Here is a 21,694-nt window from a genome sequence, read left to right as displayed (position 1 = left end):
TTTTGAACTGTGAAATATTCTTAATATTGATAACAGGGTATTTGATCAGATCCGATATTTTTGCGATCTGTAAGTTTAATTGTATTTGTACTTATTAAATTTAGTTTTAATTTTTTCTGTTGTATACAAAAGTACAACGAAGCAGCAAAATAACCTGAATTTTGCTGAATTATTGCATAATTTGGATAATAATTCCTAATTTAAAGCATAAATTGCTAAAAAGTAACGTATTTAATTAGTAGGTTTTATATTGGCTAGATGCTAGAGAACCAAGTAGAGATGGTATTAATTGCTTCTCTATAAGATTCCTGTTAGCGTGGCGTGAGCAACGTGCTGACTATTTAGCAATGAGTGCTAATTACAAAATACTCACCTGTAACCTCTATACCTATGCCCCTAGACTTAGAAAAATTTTATCAGGCTTGCAATCCGAGTAGACCACTGATGATCGGCAATAAAAACGATCGCAGGTACTATATTGATTTTGCATCGGTGCGGGGTGGAAAAATCATTGAGGCCTTGCAGCGCACTATTAGCCGCATATCACCGAATGCACCCACCTGTCAATTATTTACAGGACATTTGGGCTGTGGGAAATCTACAGAGTTATTGCGTCTCAAGGCTGAGTTAGAAGAACAGCAATTTCATGTAGTGTATTTTGAGTCAACCCACGTCTTAGAAATGGCAGATGTGGATGTGACTGATATTCTACTCGCGATCGCGGGTCAGGTGAGCGAAAGTCTCGAAGCGATGAAAATCCGCATCAAACCCAACTATTTCACTAAGTTGTTTAGTGAGGTGGTGGATTTTTTGCAAACCCCCATCGACTTGGGAGTAGAAGCGGAGTTATCTGTAGGGATTGCCAAAATTACCGCTAAAACCAAAGAAAGCCCCCAACTGCGTCGCCGCTTGCGTGACTATCTCGAACCGCGCACTCAAAATATTTTGCAGTCCATTAATCAAGAACTATTAGAACGGGCTGACAAAGAACTCAAAGCCAAAGGGAAAAAAGGCTTAGTAGTAATTGTCGATAACTTAGATAGGGTAGCAATTCGCCCTTTACCATCGGGGCGATCGCTGCCAGAATACTTATTTATTGACAGGGGTGAACAGTTACGTAAACTTAATTGTCATGTAGTTTACACCATTCCCCTGGCTTTAACTTTTTCCAATGATAGTGCGGAACTGCAACACCGTTTAGGCGGTGGGGTAGCACCGAAGGTTTTACCGATGATTCCGGTGCGGCTGCGTTCTGGGGAGATTTTTAACCAAGGGCTAAACTTGATCCGCCAAATGGTCTTAGCTAGAGCCTTCCCTGACATTGAGCCGAGCGATCGCTTAAGCTTAATTACAGAAGTGTTTGATAACTTAGAAACACTAGATCGATTGTGCCTGATCAGTGGTGGTCATGTGCGCGACTTGTTGGGGTTGCTGTTTGACTGTCTGCGAGAACAAGATCCACCCTTTGGCCGGGAATGTGTCGAATTGGTGATTCAAAGACAACGGGATTACCGCGTTAACCCGATTGACAGCCACGAGTGGGAGTTAATCTTCCAAGTGGTGCAGCAACAACGGGTTAGAGGTGATATAGAATACCACACTTTATTACGTAGTTTATTTGTATTTGAATACCGCGACCACCAAGGGGCTTGGTTTGCTGTCAACCCAGTTTTAGCCGAGACACAAAAATTTAAGTCATGGTTGAAGGACAATTACCAGCAGATATAAAAGCAGCCAATGAACGGGCTTTACAGAGTTTATGGCGAGCAATCACGCTTTCTTGCGGTCATTTTTCCGTAGTTGTAGTCTGCTGCAATTATCGAGTATTACAAGAGCGCGTTCTGGAATCATTAGATAAATTAGCGGCTGGGGTAGCCCGCATCCAAAAAGTTGTTTTACCCCACAACACGAGAAGTCTTTACACAGCCCTACATTTTCAGCTTGTGGCCGAGAGTCAACCGCCATCAGCATTGATGGTTTTAGGTTTAGAAACTGTAGATGAAATTGACGATCTACTCAGGTCAATTAATCATATTCGTGATGAATTACCCAAACGTCATGATTTTCCTATGATTTTTTGGGTAAATGAGCAGGTTTTGCAGAAATTAGTGCGTTTAGCTCCCGATTTTGCCAGTTGGGCGGCGACACCAATTCGGTTTGAAATGACTACTCCAGAGTTGCAGCAGTTTTTGCAACAAGAAACTGACTCTTTGTTCGCTAAGGTATTAACCAACGAGCCAGGACAACGCAGAGCAGCACAAGTTACAGAAAATTATTCCACCCTAGAACAAGTTTGGGAACATAGCGATGAACTCCACTGGGCTATCAATGAACTACATGAGCGTGGGATTACCCTAGAGCCAGAATTACACGCTAGTTTAAGGTTTGTTTTTGGTCTGGATGATTATGTGAGTAATCGCATCCACTACGCCTTAAATCATTTTCGCCAAAGTCTACTGGTTTGGCAACAACTAGTAGCTAGTGAAGATACAGGAAATAAAGCTGATGAGGGTGTATTTTCTTCTCCATCTCCCCTCAATCCCCCATCTCCCCCCTTACTTAGACAGGGAGTGTTGCTATTTTATATTGGGTTGTGTCATTGTCGTTTAGCCGAGCAGAACAAGTTAGAAAACCGTTCCCATTGGGAAGCAGCCAAATCTTGCTTAGAACAAAGCTTGCAGATTTTACAAGTGGCGCAAAGACCCGATATCGCGGCGGAATTTATCGGTCAATTGGCGGAAGTCTTGGAACATCTAGAAGAGTGGGACGAATTACAGATAGTCGCCCAAAATGCTCTAGAGTTACATCAAACCTATGGGAGTCAAATTCAGCTAGCTTGTGACTATGGTTTTTTAGCACAAGTCGCCGTCCAAGCATCACGCTGGTTACAAGCGAGTATCTTAGCCCACGTTTCTCTACTCAAGTTAGATGAGTCACAACAAAACGACACTCAACCCCATGATTGTCTATTTCCTCTGCTATTAACGCAGATTTATTACCTAGTCTTAGCCAAAGCCCAGCAAAAATTGGGTGAAAAAGTAGTGGCGCAAGCATATTTAGATAAAGCTGCTCAAGCATTATCCATAGCTTTAGAAAATAGCACCCATCAATATGATGCCCATCGTTATATTAGAATGCTGCGGCAATTGCGATCGCTCTACTTTGAAGCCGGTCGTTATTTAGAAGCCTATTGCATCCGCCAAAAACGCCGTTCTGTAGAACAACAATACGGCTTTCGGGCGTTCATTGGTGCAGGTCGTTTGCAACCCCAAAGACAAGCTACCAACCCAGCTTTAATGTCCCCTTCAGGAAGTAGTAGCATCGCTTTAGAAATAGCAGCTTCCGGTCGGGAACGAGATATTAATAACTTAATTGGCAGAATTAGCCGCGCTGACCAAAAACTGATCGTGATTCATGGCCCCTCTGGGGTGGGTAAGAGTTCCACCGTCACCGCCGGGTTAGTTCCAGCGTTGCAAAATCGCGCTATTGGTGATCAAATTGCTGTGCCTGTAGTGCTGCAAGTTTACACCGATTGGGTACGAGAATTGGGTAAATCTTTGAATGTGGCAATTTCTCACCTCCAAGGGGATGCAGCTATTCCAAAAGTAACGGAAACACCTATAACTATTGGCTATATCTTAGAGCAATTACATCAAAATGCTGATAATCATCTCATTACAGTTTTAATTTTTGATCAGTTTGAAGAATTTTTCTTTGGCTGCACTGACCGCCAACAAAAACAACAATTCGATCAATTTGTGAGTGACTGTTTAAATATATCTTTTGTCAAAGTCATTCTGTCTTTAAGAGAAGATTATTTACATCAGTTATTAGAATTCAAACATCTTTCTCATCTAGAAGCCATTAATAATAATATTCTGGATAAACATATCCGCTATCAATTAAATAATTTGTCTCCAGAATACGCCAAAGCAATTATTCAAAAATTAACCGCCCGTTCCCATTCTAATTTAGAATCTGAATTAATTGATGCCTTGGTTGAAGATTTATCAACAGAAATGGGAGAAATTCGCCCCATTGAATTGCAATTAGTTGGCGCACAATTGCAAGATGAAGGCATCACGACTCTAGCACAATATCAGCCATATCGCCCCAATAAACTGATAGAAAGATATATCAAAGCCCTGATCAAAGATTGTGGAGAGGAAAATGAACGGGCAGCTTTACTAGTTTTATATTTATTAACAGATGAAAGCAACAACAGACCCTTTAAAACTCGTGCAGAACTAGGTGCAGAACTGGCAGAATTAGAAGATTCTGCCCAATTAGAATTAGTTTTAAATATTTTAGTTAGTTCTGGTTTAGTCGTTTTGTTTCCCGATATGCCAGAACGTTATCAACTAATTCACGATTACTTAGTAGATTTAATTCGTTACTTGCAACAACAAGAATCCAGCTTCCAAGCACAACTCAACCAACTGCGTCACAAAGTCGAACAAAGCCAAACAGAAATTGAACGACTCAAACGCGAACTCCGGCAAAAAAAGCAGCAAGGCAAACTTACAGATTTTCAACCCCAGCAAGGATTAGATTTAGTCACAGAATTGCGAGATTTACGTAAGCGTGAAGAATTGAGTCAACTAGAAATAGAACAACTCCGCGCTGAACTCAAAGAAAAAGAATTAACCGCCCAACTTGCAGAAAGTCAAAAACAGCAAAGACTCAGTGAAGCGAAATTAAATCGTTCACTCACAATTGCTTTGGGGGCTTCTGTATTTGCCATATTGGGGTTAAGTATTTCGATTATCACCGCCGTAGATAGCGAAATTAAAACTTTGAGTGTTTCCAGTGAGGCTTTATTTGCATCCCAAAAGGGTATTGATGCGTTAAAAGAAGGGATAAAAGCGGGGCGCAAATTACAACGGGCTGTTTGGGTAGACCCTTACACGAGAGAAAAGGTACAAACAGCACTATATCAAGCAGTTGTAGGAGTGAAGGAGTATAACCGTTTAGAAGGACATACCTCTGGTGTTAACAGTGCTTCATTTAGTCCTGATGGGTCGTTAATCGTCTCAGCTAGTGCTGACAACACCCTCAAACTCTGGCGTGCTGATGGTAGCCTAGTTCCGACGACATACCAGCATACTCAAGTAGTTAATCATGTTAGCTTCAGTCCTGATAGTCAAACATTCGCTTCAGCTAGTCAAGATAATACAGTTCAACTGTGGAATCACAAAGGGGAACTGCTGACAACCCTATCAGGACATACAGCAGGGGTGAATAGTATTAATTTTAGCCCGGATGGCCAGGCGATCGCCTCCGCCAGTACCGATAAGACAATTAAACTCTGGAGTCGGGACGGTGAATTACTCCAAACCCTTACAGGACATCGGGATGTAGTTCAAGCTGTAGCATGGTCGCCTGATGGTCAAACTCTGGTTTCAGTCAGTGCTGACAAAACTATCAAGCTGTGGAAGAGTGATGGACAAATCCTCAAAAGCTGGAATGGTCATGAGGATGTAATTTTAAGTGTCGCTTGGTCGCCCGATGGTCAAATTATTGCTAGTGCAGGTTTAGACCAGAACATCAAACTTTGGAATCTCCAAGGCCGACTCCTGAAAAACATTACAGGACATACCGGGGGAATCACCAGTGTCAGTTTTCGCCCTGATGGTCAGACAATTGCTTCTGCAAGTACTGACGAAACCATAAAACTTTGGACTTTAGAAGGTTTGTTGTTGGGGACTTTGAGAGGACATAACAATTGGGTAAATAGTGTTAGTTTCAGTCCTGACGGTCACACCTTAGTTTCTACCAGTCGAGACAAAACAGTCAAACTTTGGCGTTGGGACGATGTATTGCAGCCTAATTCCCAAACTAATAATGATCATGTTGGGGTAACTAGCATTAGTTTTAAACCCAATACTCAAACAGTAGCTGCTGCTAGTCGCGACCATACAGTGAAAATCTTGACTCATGATGGCAAACTCTTGCAAACTCTCAAAGACCATAAAGACATAGTTTGGGGTGTAGCTTGGTCTGGAGATGGTCAAGTTATAGCTTCAGCAAGTAGAGATAAAATGGTGAAATTATGGAGTAGAGACGGTAAATTGCTCCATACACTCATAGGTCATACTGATACAGTCTGGGCTGTAGCCTGGTCGCCAGATTATCAAGTCATAGCTTCAGCGAGTGAAGATAAAACAGTGAAGTTATGGAGTCGAGACAGTAAATTACTCCGCACCCTGAAAAGTCACAAGGATGCAGTAAATTGGGTTAGCTTTAGCCCCGATGGTAAATTACTCGCCTCCGTCAGTGATGATTTAACTGTGAAACTCTGGAATCGGGATGGTCAACTTCTACACACCCTCAAAGACCACAACCGCCAAGTTAACGGTGTAGCTTGGTCGCCTGATAGTAAAATTGTGGCTTCCGCAAGTATTGACAGCACCATCAAACTGTGGCGATGGGATGGTCAGTTGTTAAAAACTCTATCTGGAGATGGCAATAATTTTACTAGTGTCATTTTTAGCCCCGACGGTCAGACTTTAGCCGCTAGTAGTGAAGAGCAAATCAAGCTGTGGAATAGGGAAGGGACTTTACTCATTTCCTTAAAAGGCGACAAGGAAAAGATAACCAGCGTCAGTTTTAGTCCCGATGGTGAAATTTTGGCAGCCGGTAGCGGTAATGGTAGGGTAATTTTTCGCAACTTAGCTGATTTAAAATTAGCCAATCTCCTGGAGAGGGGTTGTGATTTTCTCCAGGATTATTTACAGACTAACTCTAAATTAACTGCAAGCGATCGCGCCTTATGTCCCAATAAATAGTCACCCCTACGCCCTCAACTATTTTCTTGCATAAATGCCTGGAGCATAAGCTTCTATTACTCTACCGGTCTTAGTGCAAGATATCATCAAGTAATCACAACTATGGCATTGTGTTCTAGTTAATTGGCTATCAGAAATATAGTGACGTTCAGCCCCACTACCACAGTTTGGGCAGTAAATTTTTTGTACTATCTGCATTGTGAACCCCGGTTGTAATGATGGTAAATGCGAAAAAAATGCTATTGTAGCTAAAAAATTTTATTAACAGAGAAAATTTTAAACAACTAAAATTTTAGCTGTCTATCTTAAACAAGGTTGTCAATTTGAAAATTGGGCAGAATTATTGGTTATTATCTTAACGTTCCGGTGATTTGACCATCCTACTTGAGATATAAGAGTTAATATTTTATAGAACGTTCCTTAGAATTTGACTGATCCCGATGGGTAATATCTTGAGATAAAGGTATTAACAGTCATTTCCAAAAAACTAAAAAGCTATCTTTGTATTCAAATGTCAAAATTAGCTAATTACTGTAGCTTTAGTAACAAAATTACTTTCTTAAGGTTTAGTTAATCTTTCATTTAATCTAAAACTTACAAATTAGACATCTTGGATCTGTGAAACTAGACAGAGCGAGCAAGAAACAAACATATTATGGGGCAGTTGACTATCTCAAACAAAAACTGCTACTTAAAGCTGAAGATAAGGGCAACTCAGAAAACACTCTTGATTACCTGTGATCCCTAACAACACAGTATCCTGAGCAACAATGATTAATTTTTTGAATAGTACGACCTAATCATATTTACCAGGAAATTCAAGGAATCTGGGTTGATTTTCGGGGAATATCGTCATCAGAATATTTGGACAACGTAGTTTTTCACTCACTACTCAGCACCGGCTAAACGCCGCGCTACCGCTAACACCACTCAGCACTGTAAAGGAATAGGAGGATGATCAGGCGATCTCAGCCAGCAACAAATTGAGAGTCACCCAAATAAAGAGAAAATCTGAGTCAGGAGATATCTTGGCTCAGATTTGTTGGTGCTGTTCTGTGTCCCTACTAACTACATCAAGCATTTTGAGGATTTCGTAAATTCTGACTAAATTTTTCCATAAATTCTCTATTTTGAATTTTTATAACCATCATCCAAAAATTTATTATTAATGAATTGACTTATTACTATTTAATAAAATACAATTTTAGATTGTCTGTCTTATTCCTGCTCGGATCAGGTAGACACCATGCAAATGCTGACACAATCATTTTCAGTCAGCTACCTGTACGGCAACCTCAAGGACGATTTAATGACTTACGCGATTATTGAAACTGGCGGCAAACAAATTAAAGTTGAGCCAGGTCGTTTTTACGATATTGAACTGCTCGCTGTCGAGCCAGATGAAAAAGTTACAATAGATGCAGTCTTACTAGTGCAGCATGACGGCGAAGTCAGCATTGGACAGCCGTTAGTCTCAGGTGCAACAGTGGAAGGTACTGTAATGCGCCATCTGAGAGGCCGCAAAGTCCTGGTTTACAAAATGAAGCCCAAAAAGAAAACCCGCAAAAAACGGGGGCATCGCCAGGAAATTACTAGACTGATGATTGATTCCATTACCATTAACGGTACAGTCTTCACTGCTCCAGCAGAAATGACTGCTGAAGTTGTGGCGGAAGTTGCTGCTGAAGTTGTGGCTGCTGAATAATAGTCAAAAATAAGCAATAAAAGAAGGAATTTATGGCTCATAAGAAAGGAACGGGTAGTACGCGCAACGGACGCGATTCTAATGCTCAACGTCTAGGTGTGAAGCGGTTTGGTGGACAAGTTGTAATTGCGGGAAATATCCTCGTGCGTCAACGTGGTACTAAGTTTCATCCTGGTAACAATGTTGGTATTGGCAAAGATGACACTCTATTCGCCTTAGTTGATGGTGTAGTTACCTTTGAAAGAAAGGGTAAATCCCGCAAAAAGGTCAGCGTTTATCCAGCAGTTGCAGCAGAAGTAGTAGCTAGCTAAAATTTAGCTTGGGCGACTATGCCCAAGCTAAATTTTAACGGTTGTAGATTTTGAAGCAGAAAAGCTACCACCATAACTGCTGTACAACTACTGTATGTATTATTCCGCCCAAACCAACACCTGCGATTGAAAAAACAGATGTAACCATAAAAGCTTGTCCTTCTTTAAAACCGGCTGATTGAAAATCAATTCTCGCTAGGATGGCAGAAGAAATAATCAGCAAAGTATCAAGAAATACTCTAAACCAGGCAAGCATCATAAAAAATAAAAATGCCCCCAATATAGTAGCGACGAAAGTCTTAGTATTTGAACCCAGCAAAATACTAGAGTATTTTGCCAAGGTTGAATAAGGCGCAGTTAGAGTACCAACCAAAAGCAGCAAACTCAGTACAACCACAAGCCAAACAAACAAGGGAGCTTGTATATCAGATAATGCCCAACCCAAGGTACTATAGCTAAGAAGTAATAGCCCTAAGGCTATCCAAGGAATTTTTGTGACGATTGACATGGGCTGGTGATGATTGCAATTTATTTAGTCTAAATTAGTTCTTGCACCACTGAAGAGTTAGTGATTTGTATCATGGCTTGCTCACATTCACAGCATTTTTTGTAGTCATGATGAAAGCCGCCAATTCATTAGTGTCAGTGCAAGTCCTAATCTATTGGGTATAGCCAAACTCATCTCCAGAGAAAGCTGAACTGATCTAGATATATTGTGGCATTATATAGCTTAAACTATAAGCTTATCATCCCATTTATTGTAGATACAACCAATAAATTTTCGTTCTCTGGCAAAAAGTTCAACAAATTTTTGCAGAGAATTACGGTCAAAATTAGTTAAATATTTTCGTAAACATTTGTAAACTGGTAGCAGCAGAGTAGCTAAATCTCACATCTTGTTTAAGGAATGATCATGAAACAGCTTGTTATCGTTGAGCGCGTATGCCTGATTGGTCATATTGTGTCAATGGTGTTTGGATTGGTGGGGATACTACTGATTGTACCTAATGCCGAAGTCCTGTTTCATCTATCTGAGATGGGACAAACAGCCATGCAGTGGAGTATGGCTGGAGGTGGAGTAGTCTACATGATTTTAGGTGCAGCAGCTGTATTTTTGTATGCCTTGCGGACATTAGGTTTAGGTCGTACTTTGGGGTTTATGCTGCCTGCGGTATTGATTTCCTTAACCAGTGAACTTCTAGGAACTAGTACAGGTTTCCCTTTCGGTCACTACAGTTACTTAAGTGGCTTAGGGTATAAAATTGCTGGGTTAGTGCCATTTACTATTCCCTTGTCATGGTTTTATGTGGGCTGTGCTGCCTATCTGTTGGGACGTGCTGGTTTAGCCGTGGACAAAAAGCCTAGTTTGTTACGCCATGCCGGTGCGATCGTTTTGGGTGCGTTGCTACTAACTTCTTGGGATTTTGTACTTGACCCAGCGATGAGCCAAACTGCCTTACCGTTCTGGTATTGGCAACAACCAGGCGCATTTTTTGGAATGCCCTATCAAAACTTTGCTGGTTGGATGGGTACAGGTTCGGTATTTATGATTGTAGCTGCATTGTTGTGGAGAAATAACCCCATTCAATTTGAGCGATCGCAGTTAAATTTACCCCTAGCTATCTATTTAAGCAACTTTGGTTTTGCGACTGTAATGAGTTTAGCGGCTGGCTTTTCTATTCCCGTATTATTGGGTTTTGTCTTAGGTGTAGCACCAGCAGTAGTTTTATGGTGGAAAGCGACAGTTTCCCCATCTCAAATTGCTGTTGGAGCAGTCACAAATGAAATCTCCGTAGCTAGCGTTAAAGTTGCGTTGAAGTAAAGAAAGTGAATTAGGGACTGGGGAACTCGGGGCCCCCTCTGGGGATAAGGGGTAATGGGGACTGGGGACTGGGGACAAACCAATTCAAAATTCAAAATTATACTCCTCCAGAGTAGGCTTACGCCTGCGTAGCAAAGCAAGCTACGCGTTAGCTTCACGCAGTGAATAATTTTTGACTTTTGACCCTTCGCCTATCGGAGACACTACGCGTTGGCGCAGCCTCTGTCTACGACACGCTCCGCGAACGTAGAGAACGACTACGCTCAGGGTCAACACCGAGCGTAGCCGAGGTGTTGACTCTTGACTTTTTTCTGCCCCATGCCTGATACCTAATGCCCAATTCAAGCGAAAATAAATCTTTGTTATTGTTACGATTTCAATTGCACAATATTTTTACTGTGGACAACGCTTTGATCATAGAAAGCTCCCTATCGCTATTGTTCTTACTTATTCAACTACCTGCAACAGCGATACTGCTTTCGCGTCTAGTTAAGGGGCCAAGACGCAATCCCCCCATTCAACCCCAACAACCAACACCGGAAATTTTGGGTAGTGTTAGCGTTGTCGTCCCTACACTGAATGAAGCTTTGCGAATTAGTCCCTTGTTAGCTGGTTTGAGTCAGCAGAGTTACGAAGTTCGAGAAATTATTGTCGTAGATAGTAAATCCCAAGATGGGACTCCTGACTTAGTAAAAACGGCACAGCAGAAAGACCCCCGCTTTCGTCTCATTAATGATGATCCTTTACCTGCTAATTGGGTGGGTCGTCCTTGGGCATTGCATAATGGATTTTTATATAGCTCAGAAGATAGTCAATGGTTTTTAGGGATGGATGCAGATACAGAACCGCATCCTAGCTTAGTAGCTGGCTTAGTAAAAACAGCAGTAGCACAGGGTTACGACTTAGTTTCCCTCTCACCTCAGTTTATCCTCAAGTATCCCGGAGAATGTTGGCTGCAACCTGCACTCTTAATGACTTTGCTTTATCGCTTCGACCCAGCCGGAATCACTACAGAGCAACCAGAGAGAGTCATGGCCAATGGACAGTGCTTTTTATGTAGGCGGTCTGTTTTGGCTGCTGTAGGTGGTTATAGCAGTGCTAGCAGTTCTTTTTGTGATGATGTGACCTTAGCACGCTACATTGCCGCTCAAGGCTTTAGGGTAGGTTTTTTAGATGGTGCGAAGGTATTAAAAGTCAGGATGTATGAGGGAGCATTAGAAACGTGGAAAGAATGGGGGCGCAGTCTCGACCTCAAAGATGCTTCACCTACTGCTCAAGTTTGGGGGGACTTATGCTTACTGTCGTCAGTTCAGGGTTTACCCCTAGTAATTTTACTGGGTTACTTCTTACTTGGGTTACTGCTTCCCCTACCTGGGACATTGCCTCTACTGTGCCTATTGGGATTGAATTTATTCTTGGTGGTGATTCGCTTTGCCATGTTACTAGCGATCGCACCTTCCTATGATTTTAAAAATGCTCAAGGTAGCTGGCTATTTTGGCTTTCTCCCTTTGCTGATCCTCTAGCAGTAGTAAGAATTTTCTTATCTGCGTTGCGTCAGCCGAAAGAGTGGCGAGGTAGGAAATACGGTGAATGAGCGAGTGCTGAGTAGTGAGTTATGAGTTATGAGTAGAGAAGTATTACAAGAATATGTAAGTGTTGAGTTGTGATTCTTGAACAGTTCTTACTCGGTGACGCCCTGACTCAACACTTTTCCCTCCTAACTCACTTACTCAGCACTCAGCACGGGCTAAACGCCCCGCTACCGCTAACAGCACTCAGCACTCCCTCACTCTTCTTCACCTCCTAGGCGATCGCCTCTTTCTAGTTCCCAGAGAATTTGATTTCCTTCACGTCGTACTCTTGAGACTATCCAATTTCGCCATCGCCATTGGTCTCCTCGACTGGTGACAGCACTAGCATGGACATCCATCAAGTAAGCTAATTCAGAACTGGTAATTAGGTAGCCTTTAGCGGCAATTTCGTCAGCAATACGTAGAGTTTCAACTAAATTACGGAGTTGTTCAACCCTTTGTTCCGGTGGCTGTTCTTCGACTGTAGCCGCAGCGTGTGCGGTAGATGGTTCCATAGCAGTTGTATTTGATGCGGAAGTAGCGATTTCTTGTGTCTTTTTGTTAACTATTGTAGAGGTTGTAACATGATTAGGTACTTTTGATACAATATTTTCATTGTTATTAAGTAAAGATTTGTAAGCATTAGAACTAGATAGTTGTTGTAGAGATGGGATTTTGCCAGTTGCAAAGCTGCGAGCAATTACATCACAACGTTCGTTACCTACGTTACCAGAATGACCGCGCACATGATGCCAGTTAACCTGCTTGGTATTGAGTTCATCAAGAGTTTCTAGCAGGTCTTGATTTTGAACTGGGTTGCCATCTGCTTTTTTCCAGCCTTTTCGTTTCCAGCCTTTAACCCATTTAGTCACGCAATTAATCAAGTATTCGCTATCGGTATAAAGGGTAACAGGTTCAGTTTGTCGAGAGGACTGGAGAAATTGTAAAGCGGCGATCGCAGCCTGCATTTCCATCTTATTATTCGTAGTATGACTGGCTGCATCACCCATTTCATGAATTGAGCCATCACTGAAATAGACAACAACACCCCAACCCCCAGGGCCAGGATTACCGGTGCAAGCACCATCTGTGTATATGCTTTCGATTGTTTGGGTAGACATAGTAAAAATATCAAACCGCATTGTGAGATAAAGACTTTAGCGGTAAAAGATGGGAAGCAATATATACGTTAACGTAGGAAAAATCAATCTTCCAGTATGGTTTAGAAAATATACTTACATGACCTAAGCACTTTCATAAAATCAGAGATCGCTTCTTAGTCAACCGTCATTTTTAATACATTCTAGAGATTATACCTTCTTAGAAAAAAGTGTAATCGGCAATTAAAATTGCTTCTACCTCTGCAATGAGACATTTGCAGAGGTAGGAATCTGCTCATGAATGCTTTCTACAAATCCATGAATCTGCGCCAGTTTCAGCTACAGTTAGGTTGAGGGAAAGTATTCTCTTCCCATCAACCTAACTGATACCCATATCTACCCCCACTAGCAATATTCAGTAAAAAATATAACATAAGTACATTACACCTATGTTATATTTTTTACTGAATATATCATTCAACTCCAAATTACACAGCATTCATTTTCTTTCTACGAAGTGCTGTCAACCCAATACTCATTAAAGATAAAGCTGCTAAACTAGAAGGCTCTGGAACACTTATAGGATTGCTGGAGACTGTTATTTGACCGTCTGCGACTTCACCATTGTCACCAACTTCTCCAATGTAAAGGTATAGCAGCCCAGTTGTAGAAACGAGACTGGTCAGGTTAAATCCAACTTTACCACCATCACCTAAGCTAGCGAAGCCTGCTGCTGAAGCACCAGTTGTAGAATTACCGTCAAAATCACCTAATGTAGCAATAGTGTTGTCGATTGTACCTCCACTACTACCAAATAGTGTAGGAGCAACTGGAGGTCTTTGAGTTCCAGTTGTAAAAATTGTTCCAGATGGACTAAAATCGAACACACTCAAACTGGGCAAAGTGTTGATGAGCGAGGCATCAGTAATTAAGGTGTTACTGAGCTTGATTCCATCTAAATCAAAACCGCTAAATTCGCTACCTGACCCCCCACTAGCACTATTGCTATCAGCAATTGTTATGGAACTGAGGTCGAAGCCTAGATCAGATAAATCAGCACGGAAAACAGCTGTTCCCTGTGGAGTGCCGCCAGTTAAACCTGATAGTTTCGTGAATGTAAGATTAATTGTTGCGGCTGTAGCACTATGAGCAGAAATTGCAGAGATTGCCACACTAGCTAAACCCAATGTAAAAACCTGAAACCCAAAAAAGCTTGTTTTTTTCATGTTTTATGGGTATGGGTCAATGACCATACAGTGATTATACTTAATTCATGATGTTACATGAGACTTTTATGCAAAGTCATTGATTCGAGACACTTTCCCAAAAATTTATATTAGGTTTATCCAAACTTGATATTGAGCCGAGAGGTGACCAATTCGTCCTACAGCATTTTTTATTTAATTTGTCAATTCGTAAGTCCTGACTTATTGCTTCGTACTCAGGACTTTAATCCTGATTTTCTAATGACACACTTAAGTTTGGCAGGGAAATTAGTATACTGTTGACAATAAACTTGCTGTAACTCTAAGTTATGCAAATCTGCCAAAATCTCAATTGCTCCAACCCCTTCAACCCAGACGGTAATAAATTTTGCCTGACTTGCGGACACAGCAACTTCAGCAACCTACTCGTCAACCGCTACCGTGTTTTGAGTCTACTAGGAGAAGGTGGATTTGGCAAAACTTACGCAGCCCAAGACATAACTAGATTTGATGATCCTTGTGTCATCAAACAATTTTTTCCCCAAGTCCAAGGAACTGCTGCACTCGCCAAAGCAGCAGAATTATTCAAACAAGAAGCAAAACGCCTGTATGAACTGGGAGAAAATCACACCCAAATTCCCAGACTCATGGCTTATTTTGAACAAGGTTCAAGCTTGTATTTAGTCCAAGAATTTATCCAAGGACAGACTTTATTAGCAGAACTGCGACAACAAACTTTTACAGAAGAAAATATTCGCCAAGTTCTTGCTGATTTATTACCAGTTCTGCAATTTATCCACGATCGCAATGTCATCCACCGAGATATTAAACCAGAAAATATCATGCGCCGCCAGAGTGATAGCAAACTGGTGTTAATTGACTTTGGTGGTGCAAAACAAGTCACCCAAACGAGTCTAGCCAGACAAGCCACAGGAATTTTTACCGTTGGTTATGCACCGAGTGAACAAATGTCAGGTTTTGCATCTCCGGCTAGTGATTTATATGCGTTGGGTGCAACTTGTGCGCGGCTGTTAACTCAATGTTTAGCTGGACAAGATACCTCTGGTAATTTATTTGATCGTCTTTATGATGCCTATAATGCTCAGTGGTTGTGGCGAGAAATTTTACAAGAAAAAGGAATTATTATTAGTGATGATTTGGGGCAAATTTTAGATAAGTTACTCAAACATTTACCTAGAGAAAGATATCAATCAGCAGCAGAAGTCTTACAAGATTTGAATAATTATCCAACTCAAGTTGCACCCACTATTTTATCAGTTCCTCAACCACTATCACCCTCTGTAAAACCTTTATCTCAACAGCAATTAATACCTGTCCAACCTGTCCCTAAACCACTATCAACCCCTGTAAAACCTGTATCTCAACAGCCATCAACACCTGTTCAACCAAGTCAAACAAATAACGGGTTACCTCTAAAAATCTTTAAATTTGATGTATTTACAGTGGATGAAAGAGGAAAAGAAATTAGCCGTCAATCTCAAAGTGCAAACTTTTTTTTAGAAGATTTAGGTAATGGCATCATTTTAGAAATGGTGTCGATTCCTGGCGGTAGCTTCCTGATGGGTTCGCCACACGATAAAGCAGATAATAACGAACATCCACAGCATCAAGTTACTATCCAACCTTTTTTGATGGGTAAGTTTCCCATAACTCAAGCACAATGGCAAGCTGTAGCAGCTTTACCTCAAGTAAAACAATCCTTGAATCCTCAACCATCAACATTTAAAGGTGCAGATAGACCGATAGAAACTGTATCTTGGCAAGATGCACAAGAATTTTGTGCCAGGTTATCACAAAAGATAGGACGCAAATATCGTTTACCTAGCGAAGCAGAATGGGAATATGCGTGTCGTGCAGGAACTACTACACCCTTTCACTTTGGTGAAACAATTACCACTGACTTAGCTAACTATAAAGGAATTGAGACGTATGCTTTTGCGCCCAAAGGTAGATTTCGCCAACAGACAACACCAGTAAATAGTTTTCCCCCCAATGCTTTTGGTTTATATGATATGCACGGTAACGTTTATGAGTGGTGTCAAGATTACTTGCATAAGAATTACCAAGGCGCACCCACGGATGGTAGTGCTTGGCTAACTGCTGGAAATCAAAGTTTTAGGTTATTGCGTGGTGGTTCTTGGCTATATGCACCAGCTTTATCTCGGAGTAGCTATCGTGGTAGTGGTGTACCAAATTACCGTAGTAATTGTATCGGATTTCGTGTCGTACTAGAGTAATCGGGTGTGATTTTTAAGAAAAATAGGCAGTAAGATAATGAAATTTGTACAGAATGGACAGCTTAGTTTACATAATACTTGAATAAATTTATTTGAGTAGAAATTAAGCTTTGCTTTTTGCGTACAACCTTTAAAAATCAAGCCAAAAAAGCAGGAGCAGAACCAGACGAATGTTACTGCATAGGGGAAGAAAAGGAAGTTCCCGATTTAGTGATAGAAGTAGTTGTTACTAGTGGCAGCATAAGTAAGCTGGAAACTTACCAACGCTTAGGCGTTTCAGAGGTTTGGCTTTGGCAGCTTGACAAACTTAAGCTTTACCATCTGCGAGATGATGCTCAAGATGAACAAGCCAACATTTTTACTGATACTTATGGTTATGAAGCAATAACTAGAAGTGAAGTGTTACCACAGTTAGATATTGCTTTGCTAGAGCGGTGCGTTTTAATTTCAGACTCAGTTGAAGCGGGGAATGAGTTTTATCAAAATATTTGATAAATACTTAGAAGAATTAACTTTTAGCAAAACGTCTGACAGCAAATAAACTGCCAATTAATCCGACAACTGCACCGAAACTTAACAGAGTTAAGGGTAAGAGTAAAATTTGTGCAGGAGTAAGTTGTAAACCGTTGGTAATAAATTGAATAAATTCTGGTTGATTGGTGAGTAATTGACTGATGAACTGTTGGATAACAGAAATGAAACTCCAAGCGATCGCACCACCAACTAAACCAAAGGCAATTCCTTGTAAAATAAATGGTAGGTAAATCCACGCCGCCGTTGCACCCACTAGCTGCATAATTTCAATTTCCTGGCGACGCGCTAAGACAATCAGACGGATGGTAGTAGTAGTGACAGCGATCGCAGTTAATGTCAAAATGCTGGTAATTGTCAAAGTCACCCAATTTAAACCACGGTGCAACTGAGCAATCCGTTTCACAGCCTCATCGATATACTGCACTGTCTCCACTCCCTGTAACTTAGCCAGTTGCGTGGCTAAATTAGGGACAACTTCAGGGTTACGTGCTTTCACCTTCATCTCATCGACCAAAGGATTTTCCCCTAGTTGTTGCGTCGCACCATCAATATCAGAAATTCCCATTTCCTTAACTAACTTAGTCCAAGCTTGCTCTTTAGTAATAGTTTGCACATTTACTACATCTGGCATTTGCACCACGAGTGTTTCAATAGTTCGAGCGCGTGTACCAGAATCCAGATAAACTGATACCTCTAGCTGACTACCGAATTGGTTAAGGAGTTTTTCTACTTGCCAAGAAGTTTGCAAACTCAAACCAAACAAAAATAATAATACAGTCACCGTACTAACAGCCGCCCAATTCATCCAACCACCGCGCAGCAACCCCAGAAAAGTTTCTTTAAGCAGGTAGTCAAGTTTTGTCAGAAATTTAAACATAGATCACCCCAATTAGCTTCATGCAGGACAACATTACCTTTTATACACGAAGCTTGTATTAAAACCCTCATACCCCTCTGCGTGAACCTCAGCGAGCCTCTGCGTTGAAAAATCAAACATTTAAGATGCTCCCAGTCAAGCTGACCACTAACTAGATTGATAGAATTAAATTAATTGGAATTTCCACAATCTAGCCATCGAGAGTCATGCCTTCTGAAATTGCTGTTGAGAAAAAAAAGTTAAAAAACCCACCGTTGCAACTTCACTATCTAGGCGATCGCGTCTTGCGTCAACCCGCCAAACGTATCACCAAAATAGATGATGAAATTCGTCAACTCATCCGCGAAATGCTACAAACTATGTACAGCAGTGATGGGATAGGTTTGGCTGCACCCCAAGTAGGAGTTCATAAACAACTTATAGTTATTGACTGCGAACCTGATAAACCTGAGAATCCACCACTAATATTGATTAACCCCACCATCAAACAAGTCAGCCGCGACGTTTCTATGGCTCAGGAAGGGTGTCTAAGCATTCCCGGCGTATATCTAGATGTAAAACGTCCCGAAGTTGTAGAAGTTGCTTATAAAGATGAAAATGGCCGTCCCCAAACCCTGAAAGCAACTGACTTACTCGGACGCTGTATTCAGCATGAAATGGATCACCTCAATGGGGTAGTGTTTGTAGATCGTGTAGAAAACTCCTTGACTTTAGCGCAGGAGTTATCTAAGAATGGCTTCTCATATCAAGCAGTCAAACCAGTAGGGTAGGGTGGTCTAGTAGTGTATTTAACTCCAAAAAGCGGTTTTTTTCTAGGAAGCTCTTGTGTAACAGCGATCGCGGCTGTTGGTTCAGTGTTTGAATTAAGTTCGGGACAGCCAGATTTAGGTGTGCAAATCACCTCAATTATCTTAGCGTTGAGTATTCCTCTGACAGGATTATTTTTTGTTGCCGCAGTTAGGGACGCAAGGGCTAACATTAAATAAGCATCAGGTACATAAAAAGGGGAAAGGATGAAGTGAACAAGTTAGACTCATTCTTTCCCCTTTTCTCATTGCAGGGGGCGCAGAGTCGGGCGATCGCTTCTAAAATAGGAGAATGCTGATCACTCCTACTCAACTATTAAGGCTGTCTCAAGGACATCTCAATTTACTGGAGACTTGTCCGCGTAAATTCCAGCACACTTATTTAGAACAACTCAACTCGCCTTTAGATCCTGAACAGGAAGAACGCCAGACTTTAGGTAGTCGCTTTCACTTGCTGATGCAGCAGCAAGAAATGGGTTTACCAATTCATTATCTTTTAGCAACAGATACAAAACTACAAAGTTGGATGTCTGCTTTTGCGGATGCAGCACCAGAGATTATTCAACCTACAACGGATGAGCAAACTTTCCGTGAAAGTGAACATTACCGCACCCTGCAAGTGCAAGATTATTTACTGACAGTTATCTATGATTTACTCATAGGCGATTCCCAACAAGCCCAAATCTTAGATTGGAAAACTTATCCCAAACCACCAGATAAACGTAAGTTAGCTCAAAATTGGCAAACTCGCTTATATATGTACGTCTTAGCGGAGACTAGCGTATACTTGCCAGAAAATATTTCTATGACCTATTGGTTTATCCAGTCTGAAGGTAAACCGCAAAATCTTAAATTTACTTACAGCACTAGCGAACACGAAAAAACAGATCAAAAACTTCATCAGTTGTTAAATAAATTAACTAATTGGTTAGCACTTTATCAACAAAACCAGCCATTTCCCCAAGTGTTGGTAGGGAACAAAGCCTGTGATTATTGTCAGTTTGCCATGAAGTGCGATCGGATTCCTACTACTGAAGAAGAAAATACTCAAAACTCCTTACCAAATCTCGCTAATATTCAAGAAGTATCAATTTAATGAGGAACTAAGGGAATAGGGATAAGACAAAATTCTACCTCGTCTACTTTGTTTCTCTTTCCCATTCCCCACTGCCAGCATATTTTTTTGTCGATGGATTTAAGCAAACATCCATATTATGGCAGACTAATTGACTATGAACATCAAAAAGCAGAAATAGCAGTTTATAGATGTTCTTTTCCAGCAATTCGCACCTGTAAACCTGGTGGATTTGCGAATGAAATAGTTTGAAATCCTCTAGTAAATGAGCCTCTAAATAAGAAGTAACAAAGTTTGTTTGTAGCCTTTGTCCCAGATACTAATACAGCGCGGCGGAAATAAATATACCATTATTAATCCGTTCAAAGCTTAAAAAAAACGATTTTTTTGAGTTTTGATTGCCGTTATTTTGTACTAGTCTAGACTCCAATTGTTGTGATTTGTTACGAATTTCCCTAGTTAGCATGATCGCCACTTTACTTGCTTGATTGCTAAATGTAAGATGATTTTCGAGCAAAAAAAAATACACTCTTACTACATAAGTAGGAATTATGCGTTGAGACCAAACATAGAGTATTGGTAAGCTCTCTATTATCTATTTTTTGTGTTCAATGTCCCAACTTCTTAATTTCTTGTTACTCATGGGTAAATATTAATTAAGTGTAAACCCTGACTAAAATATCAAGTAAGTAGAGCAGCGTAAATAATTAAAGGTTTGTAGTGTACCCCTGCGGGGTGAATCTTACGGATACGCAACGCAAGCTACGCTATGCGTTGGCGTAGCCTCTTGAAGAGAAGAGAGGACTTCAGTCTCAAATAAGGACTAAAGTCCTTACTAAGAACTGGATTTTAATAGTTTTACATTGCTTAACATAGTTTGATTTATTTGCATCGACTTACTTAATAGGAAGTCAAATAATTTTGCTCAAGAATTAATTACCAGTTTGTTTACCATCAGAAAAATATGTTCCTCCAAAAAGAACAAATCCAATACATCAACAGCATTACCCATGCAGGTAAAGTCGTCCTTTTCGGTACAGATAGCCAAGGAAAGGTGTGGTACACCATTAAACAAGATGGTTTTGAAGATAGTTATCTCAATACTCGTCCTGAAGAGCGGACAGGGTGGGAAAACTGGCAAAAATTGGACTTTCCCAATGAAGTTAAAGATGATGCTTCCGTTGTAGAGCTAGAAACCAAAGAATTAAGCTATCAAGGGGATACAAGTCAATTTATCTTGCGTTCTCGTTATCGTACTCAAGAGGAAACAGCAGTTGCACCTGTACAATTAGCATCAGGGATGGAGCATCTTTATGTATTTCGTCAGTCTAAACAGAATACATTATTGTGCGATCGCTACGTTTTAGATGGTATTGCCAATAAATTAGTCCGTAAACTGCAAGTTCGTTTCAAGCGCAGTGGACAACGGTTTAAAGCCAGTGAAAAAATGCAACAGGGTATAGGGGGGTTAAAAAATATTGACTCCCTCGACTATCGGGATGCAAATGGTAATCCTTTTTACGAACCAACTACAGAATTAAGTTTTATCAAAAATCTCCATCAAGGTTGGTTTTCTGTGGTGCAGTTACCCACCGTAGAACACAATAAATCTCAGTGGAACATTTTCGCCTATAATAGCCC

General features: G+C 40.9%; 16 protein-coding genes and 2 pseudogenes. 13 read left to right on the top strand and 5 right to left on the bottom strand.

Going from position 1 to position 21,694, the window contains the following annotated elements:
• Window positions 1-390 precede the first annotated feature (390 nt).
• Both VB693_RS21260 and VB693_RS21255 read left to right on the top strand, forming a co-directional pair.
• A complete protein-coding gene (locus tag VB693_RS21260) occupies window positions 391-1,728 on the top strand; it encodes a P-loop NTPase fold protein (RefSeq protein ID WP_190700715.1) in 1,338 nt (445 codons plus the stop codon).
• Complete coding sequence (locus VB693_RS21255; protein WP_323268000.1) at window positions 1,698-6,788, top strand: eIF2A-related protein; 5,091 nt, start codon at window positions 1,698-1,700, stop codon at window positions 6,786-6,788. Before VB693_RS21260 ends, VB693_RS21255 begins: the two co-directional genes overlap by 31 nt.
• A gap of 18 nt (window positions 6,789-6,806) precedes the next feature.
• Here VB693_RS21255 and VB693_RS21250 read toward each other — a convergent pair whose 3' ends face one another.
• Window positions 6,807-6,986, bottom strand: coding sequence for a replication restart DNA helicase PriA (locus tag VB693_RS21250; protein WP_237990313.1), 180 nt, complete (start codon window positions 6,984-6,986; stop codon window positions 6,807-6,809).
• A gap of 1,111 nt (window positions 6,987-8,097) precedes the next feature.
• Here VB693_RS21250 and rplU point away from each other — a divergent pair.
• Together rplU and rpmA are read left to right on the top strand one after the other, a co-directional pair.
• Window positions 8,098-8,493, top strand: a complete 396-nt coding sequence (rplU, locus tag VB693_RS21245) for a 50S ribosomal protein L21 (RefSeq protein ID WP_190700809.1) — start codon at window positions 8,098-8,100, stop codon at window positions 8,491-8,493.
• Between the two features lie 32 nt (window positions 8,494-8,525).
• Window positions 8,526-8,804: a 50S ribosomal protein L27 gene (gene rpmA / locus VB693_RS21240; protein WP_323267999.1), complete on the top strand. Its 279-nt coding sequence runs from the start codon at window positions 8,526-8,528 to the stop codon at window positions 8,802-8,804.
• A gap of 64 nt (window positions 8,805-8,868) precedes the next feature.
• Here rpmA and VB693_RS21235 read toward each other — a convergent pair whose 3' ends face one another.
• Window positions 8,869-9,312, bottom strand: a complete 444-nt coding sequence (locus tag VB693_RS21235; protein WP_190700704.1) for a hypothetical protein — start codon at window positions 9,310-9,312, stop codon at window positions 8,869-8,871.
• A 405-nt stretch (window positions 9,313-9,717) separates the two neighbouring features.
• Here VB693_RS21235 and cruF point away from each other — a divergent pair, with 405 nt between their 5' ends.
• Both cruF and cruG read left to right on the top strand, forming a co-directional pair.
• Window positions 9,718-10,626 (top strand): gamma-carotene 1'-hydroxylase CruF, encoded by a 909-nt coding sequence (cruF, locus tag VB693_RS21230; RefSeq protein ID WP_190700702.1) that lies wholly within the window; start codon window positions 9,718-9,720, stop codon window positions 10,624-10,626.
• A gap of 398 nt (window positions 10,627-11,024) precedes the next feature.
• Window positions 11,025-12,221 carry a 2'-O-glycosyltransferase CruG gene (gene cruG / locus VB693_RS21225; RefSeq protein WP_323268022.1) on the top strand — a complete coding sequence of 399 codons (1,197 nt, stop codon included), beginning with the start codon at window positions 11,025-11,027 and terminating at the stop codon, window positions 12,219-12,221.
• Between the two features lie 192 nt (window positions 12,222-12,413).
• Here cruG and rnhA read toward each other — a convergent pair whose 3' ends face one another.
• Both rnhA and VB693_RS21215 read right to left on the bottom strand, forming a co-directional pair.
• Window positions 12,414-13,319: a ribonuclease HI gene (gene rnhA / locus VB693_RS21220; protein ID WP_323267998.1), complete on the bottom strand. Its 906-nt coding sequence runs from the start codon at window positions 13,317-13,319 to the stop codon at window positions 12,414-12,416.
• A 467-nt stretch (window positions 13,320-13,786) separates the two neighbouring features.
• The gene (locus VB693_RS21215; RefSeq protein ID WP_323267997.1) at window positions 13,787-14,524 is read right to left on the bottom strand and encodes a PEP-CTERM sorting domain-containing protein; all 738 of its coding nucleotides are present in this window, start codon (window positions 14,522-14,524) and stop codon (window positions 13,787-13,789) included.
• A 308-nt stretch (window positions 14,525-14,832) separates the two neighbouring features.
• On the opposite strand from VB693_RS21215, the gene VB693_RS21210 reads away from it, so the two are divergent.
• Window positions 14,833-16,761 (top strand): bifunctional serine/threonine-protein kinase/formylglycine-generating enzyme family protein, encoded by a 1,929-nt coding sequence (locus tag VB693_RS21210; RefSeq protein WP_323267996.1) that lies wholly within the window; start codon window positions 14,833-14,835, stop codon window positions 16,759-16,761.
• A gap of 117 nt (window positions 16,762-16,878) precedes the next feature.
• A complete protein-coding gene (locus VB693_RS21205; protein WP_323267995.1) occupies window positions 16,879-17,253 on the top strand; it encodes a Uma2 family endonuclease in 375 nt (124 codons plus the stop codon).
• Between the two features lie 16 nt (window positions 17,254-17,269).
• On the opposite strand, the gene VB693_RS21200 is transcribed toward VB693_RS21205, so the two are convergent.
• Window positions 17,270-18,172 (bottom strand): ABC transporter permease, encoded by a 903-nt coding sequence (locus tag VB693_RS21200; protein WP_323267994.1) that lies wholly within the window; start codon window positions 18,170-18,172, stop codon window positions 17,270-17,272.
• Window positions 18,173-18,378: 206 nt separating this feature from the next.
• Between VB693_RS21200 and def the strand changes: the two genes are divergently transcribed.
• The 5 genes and pseudogenes from def to VB693_RS21175 all read left to right on the top strand — a co-directional run.
• On the top strand, window positions 18,379-18,942 hold the full coding sequence (def, locus tag VB693_RS21195) for a peptide deformylase (protein ID WP_323267993.1): 564 nt from the start codon (window positions 18,379-18,381) through the stop codon (window positions 18,940-18,942).
• Window positions 18,943-18,954: 12 nt separating this feature from the next.
• On the top strand, window positions 18,955-19,158 hold the full coding sequence (locus VB693_RS21190) for a hypothetical protein (protein WP_015138463.1): 204 nt from the start codon (window positions 18,955-18,957) through the stop codon (window positions 19,156-19,158).
• A 112-nt stretch (window positions 19,159-19,270) separates the two neighbouring features.
• Window positions 19,271-20,074, top strand: a complete 804-nt coding sequence (locus tag VB693_RS21185) for a PD-(D/E)XK nuclease family protein (RefSeq protein WP_323267992.1) — start codon at window positions 19,271-19,273, stop codon at window positions 20,072-20,074.
• Between the two features lie 75 nt (window positions 20,075-20,149).
• Window positions 20,150-20,305: pseudogene (locus VB693_RS21180) on the top strand (GNAT family N-acetyltransferase); the annotation flags it as partial.
• A 712-nt stretch (window positions 20,306-21,017) separates the two neighbouring features.
• Window positions 21,018-21,694 (top strand): annotated as a pseudogene (locus tag VB693_RS21175) (hypothetical protein); the annotation flags it as partial.

The sequence above is a fragment of the Anabaena sp. UHCC 0399 genome (assembly GCF_034931465.1).
GTDB lineage: Bacteria > Cyanobacteriota > Cyanobacteriia > Cyanobacteriales > Nostocaceae > Trichormus > Trichormus minutissimus.
The sequence above is the reverse complement of the archived record's forward strand: the minus strand, read 5'-3'. Positions and strand labels throughout refer to the sequence as shown.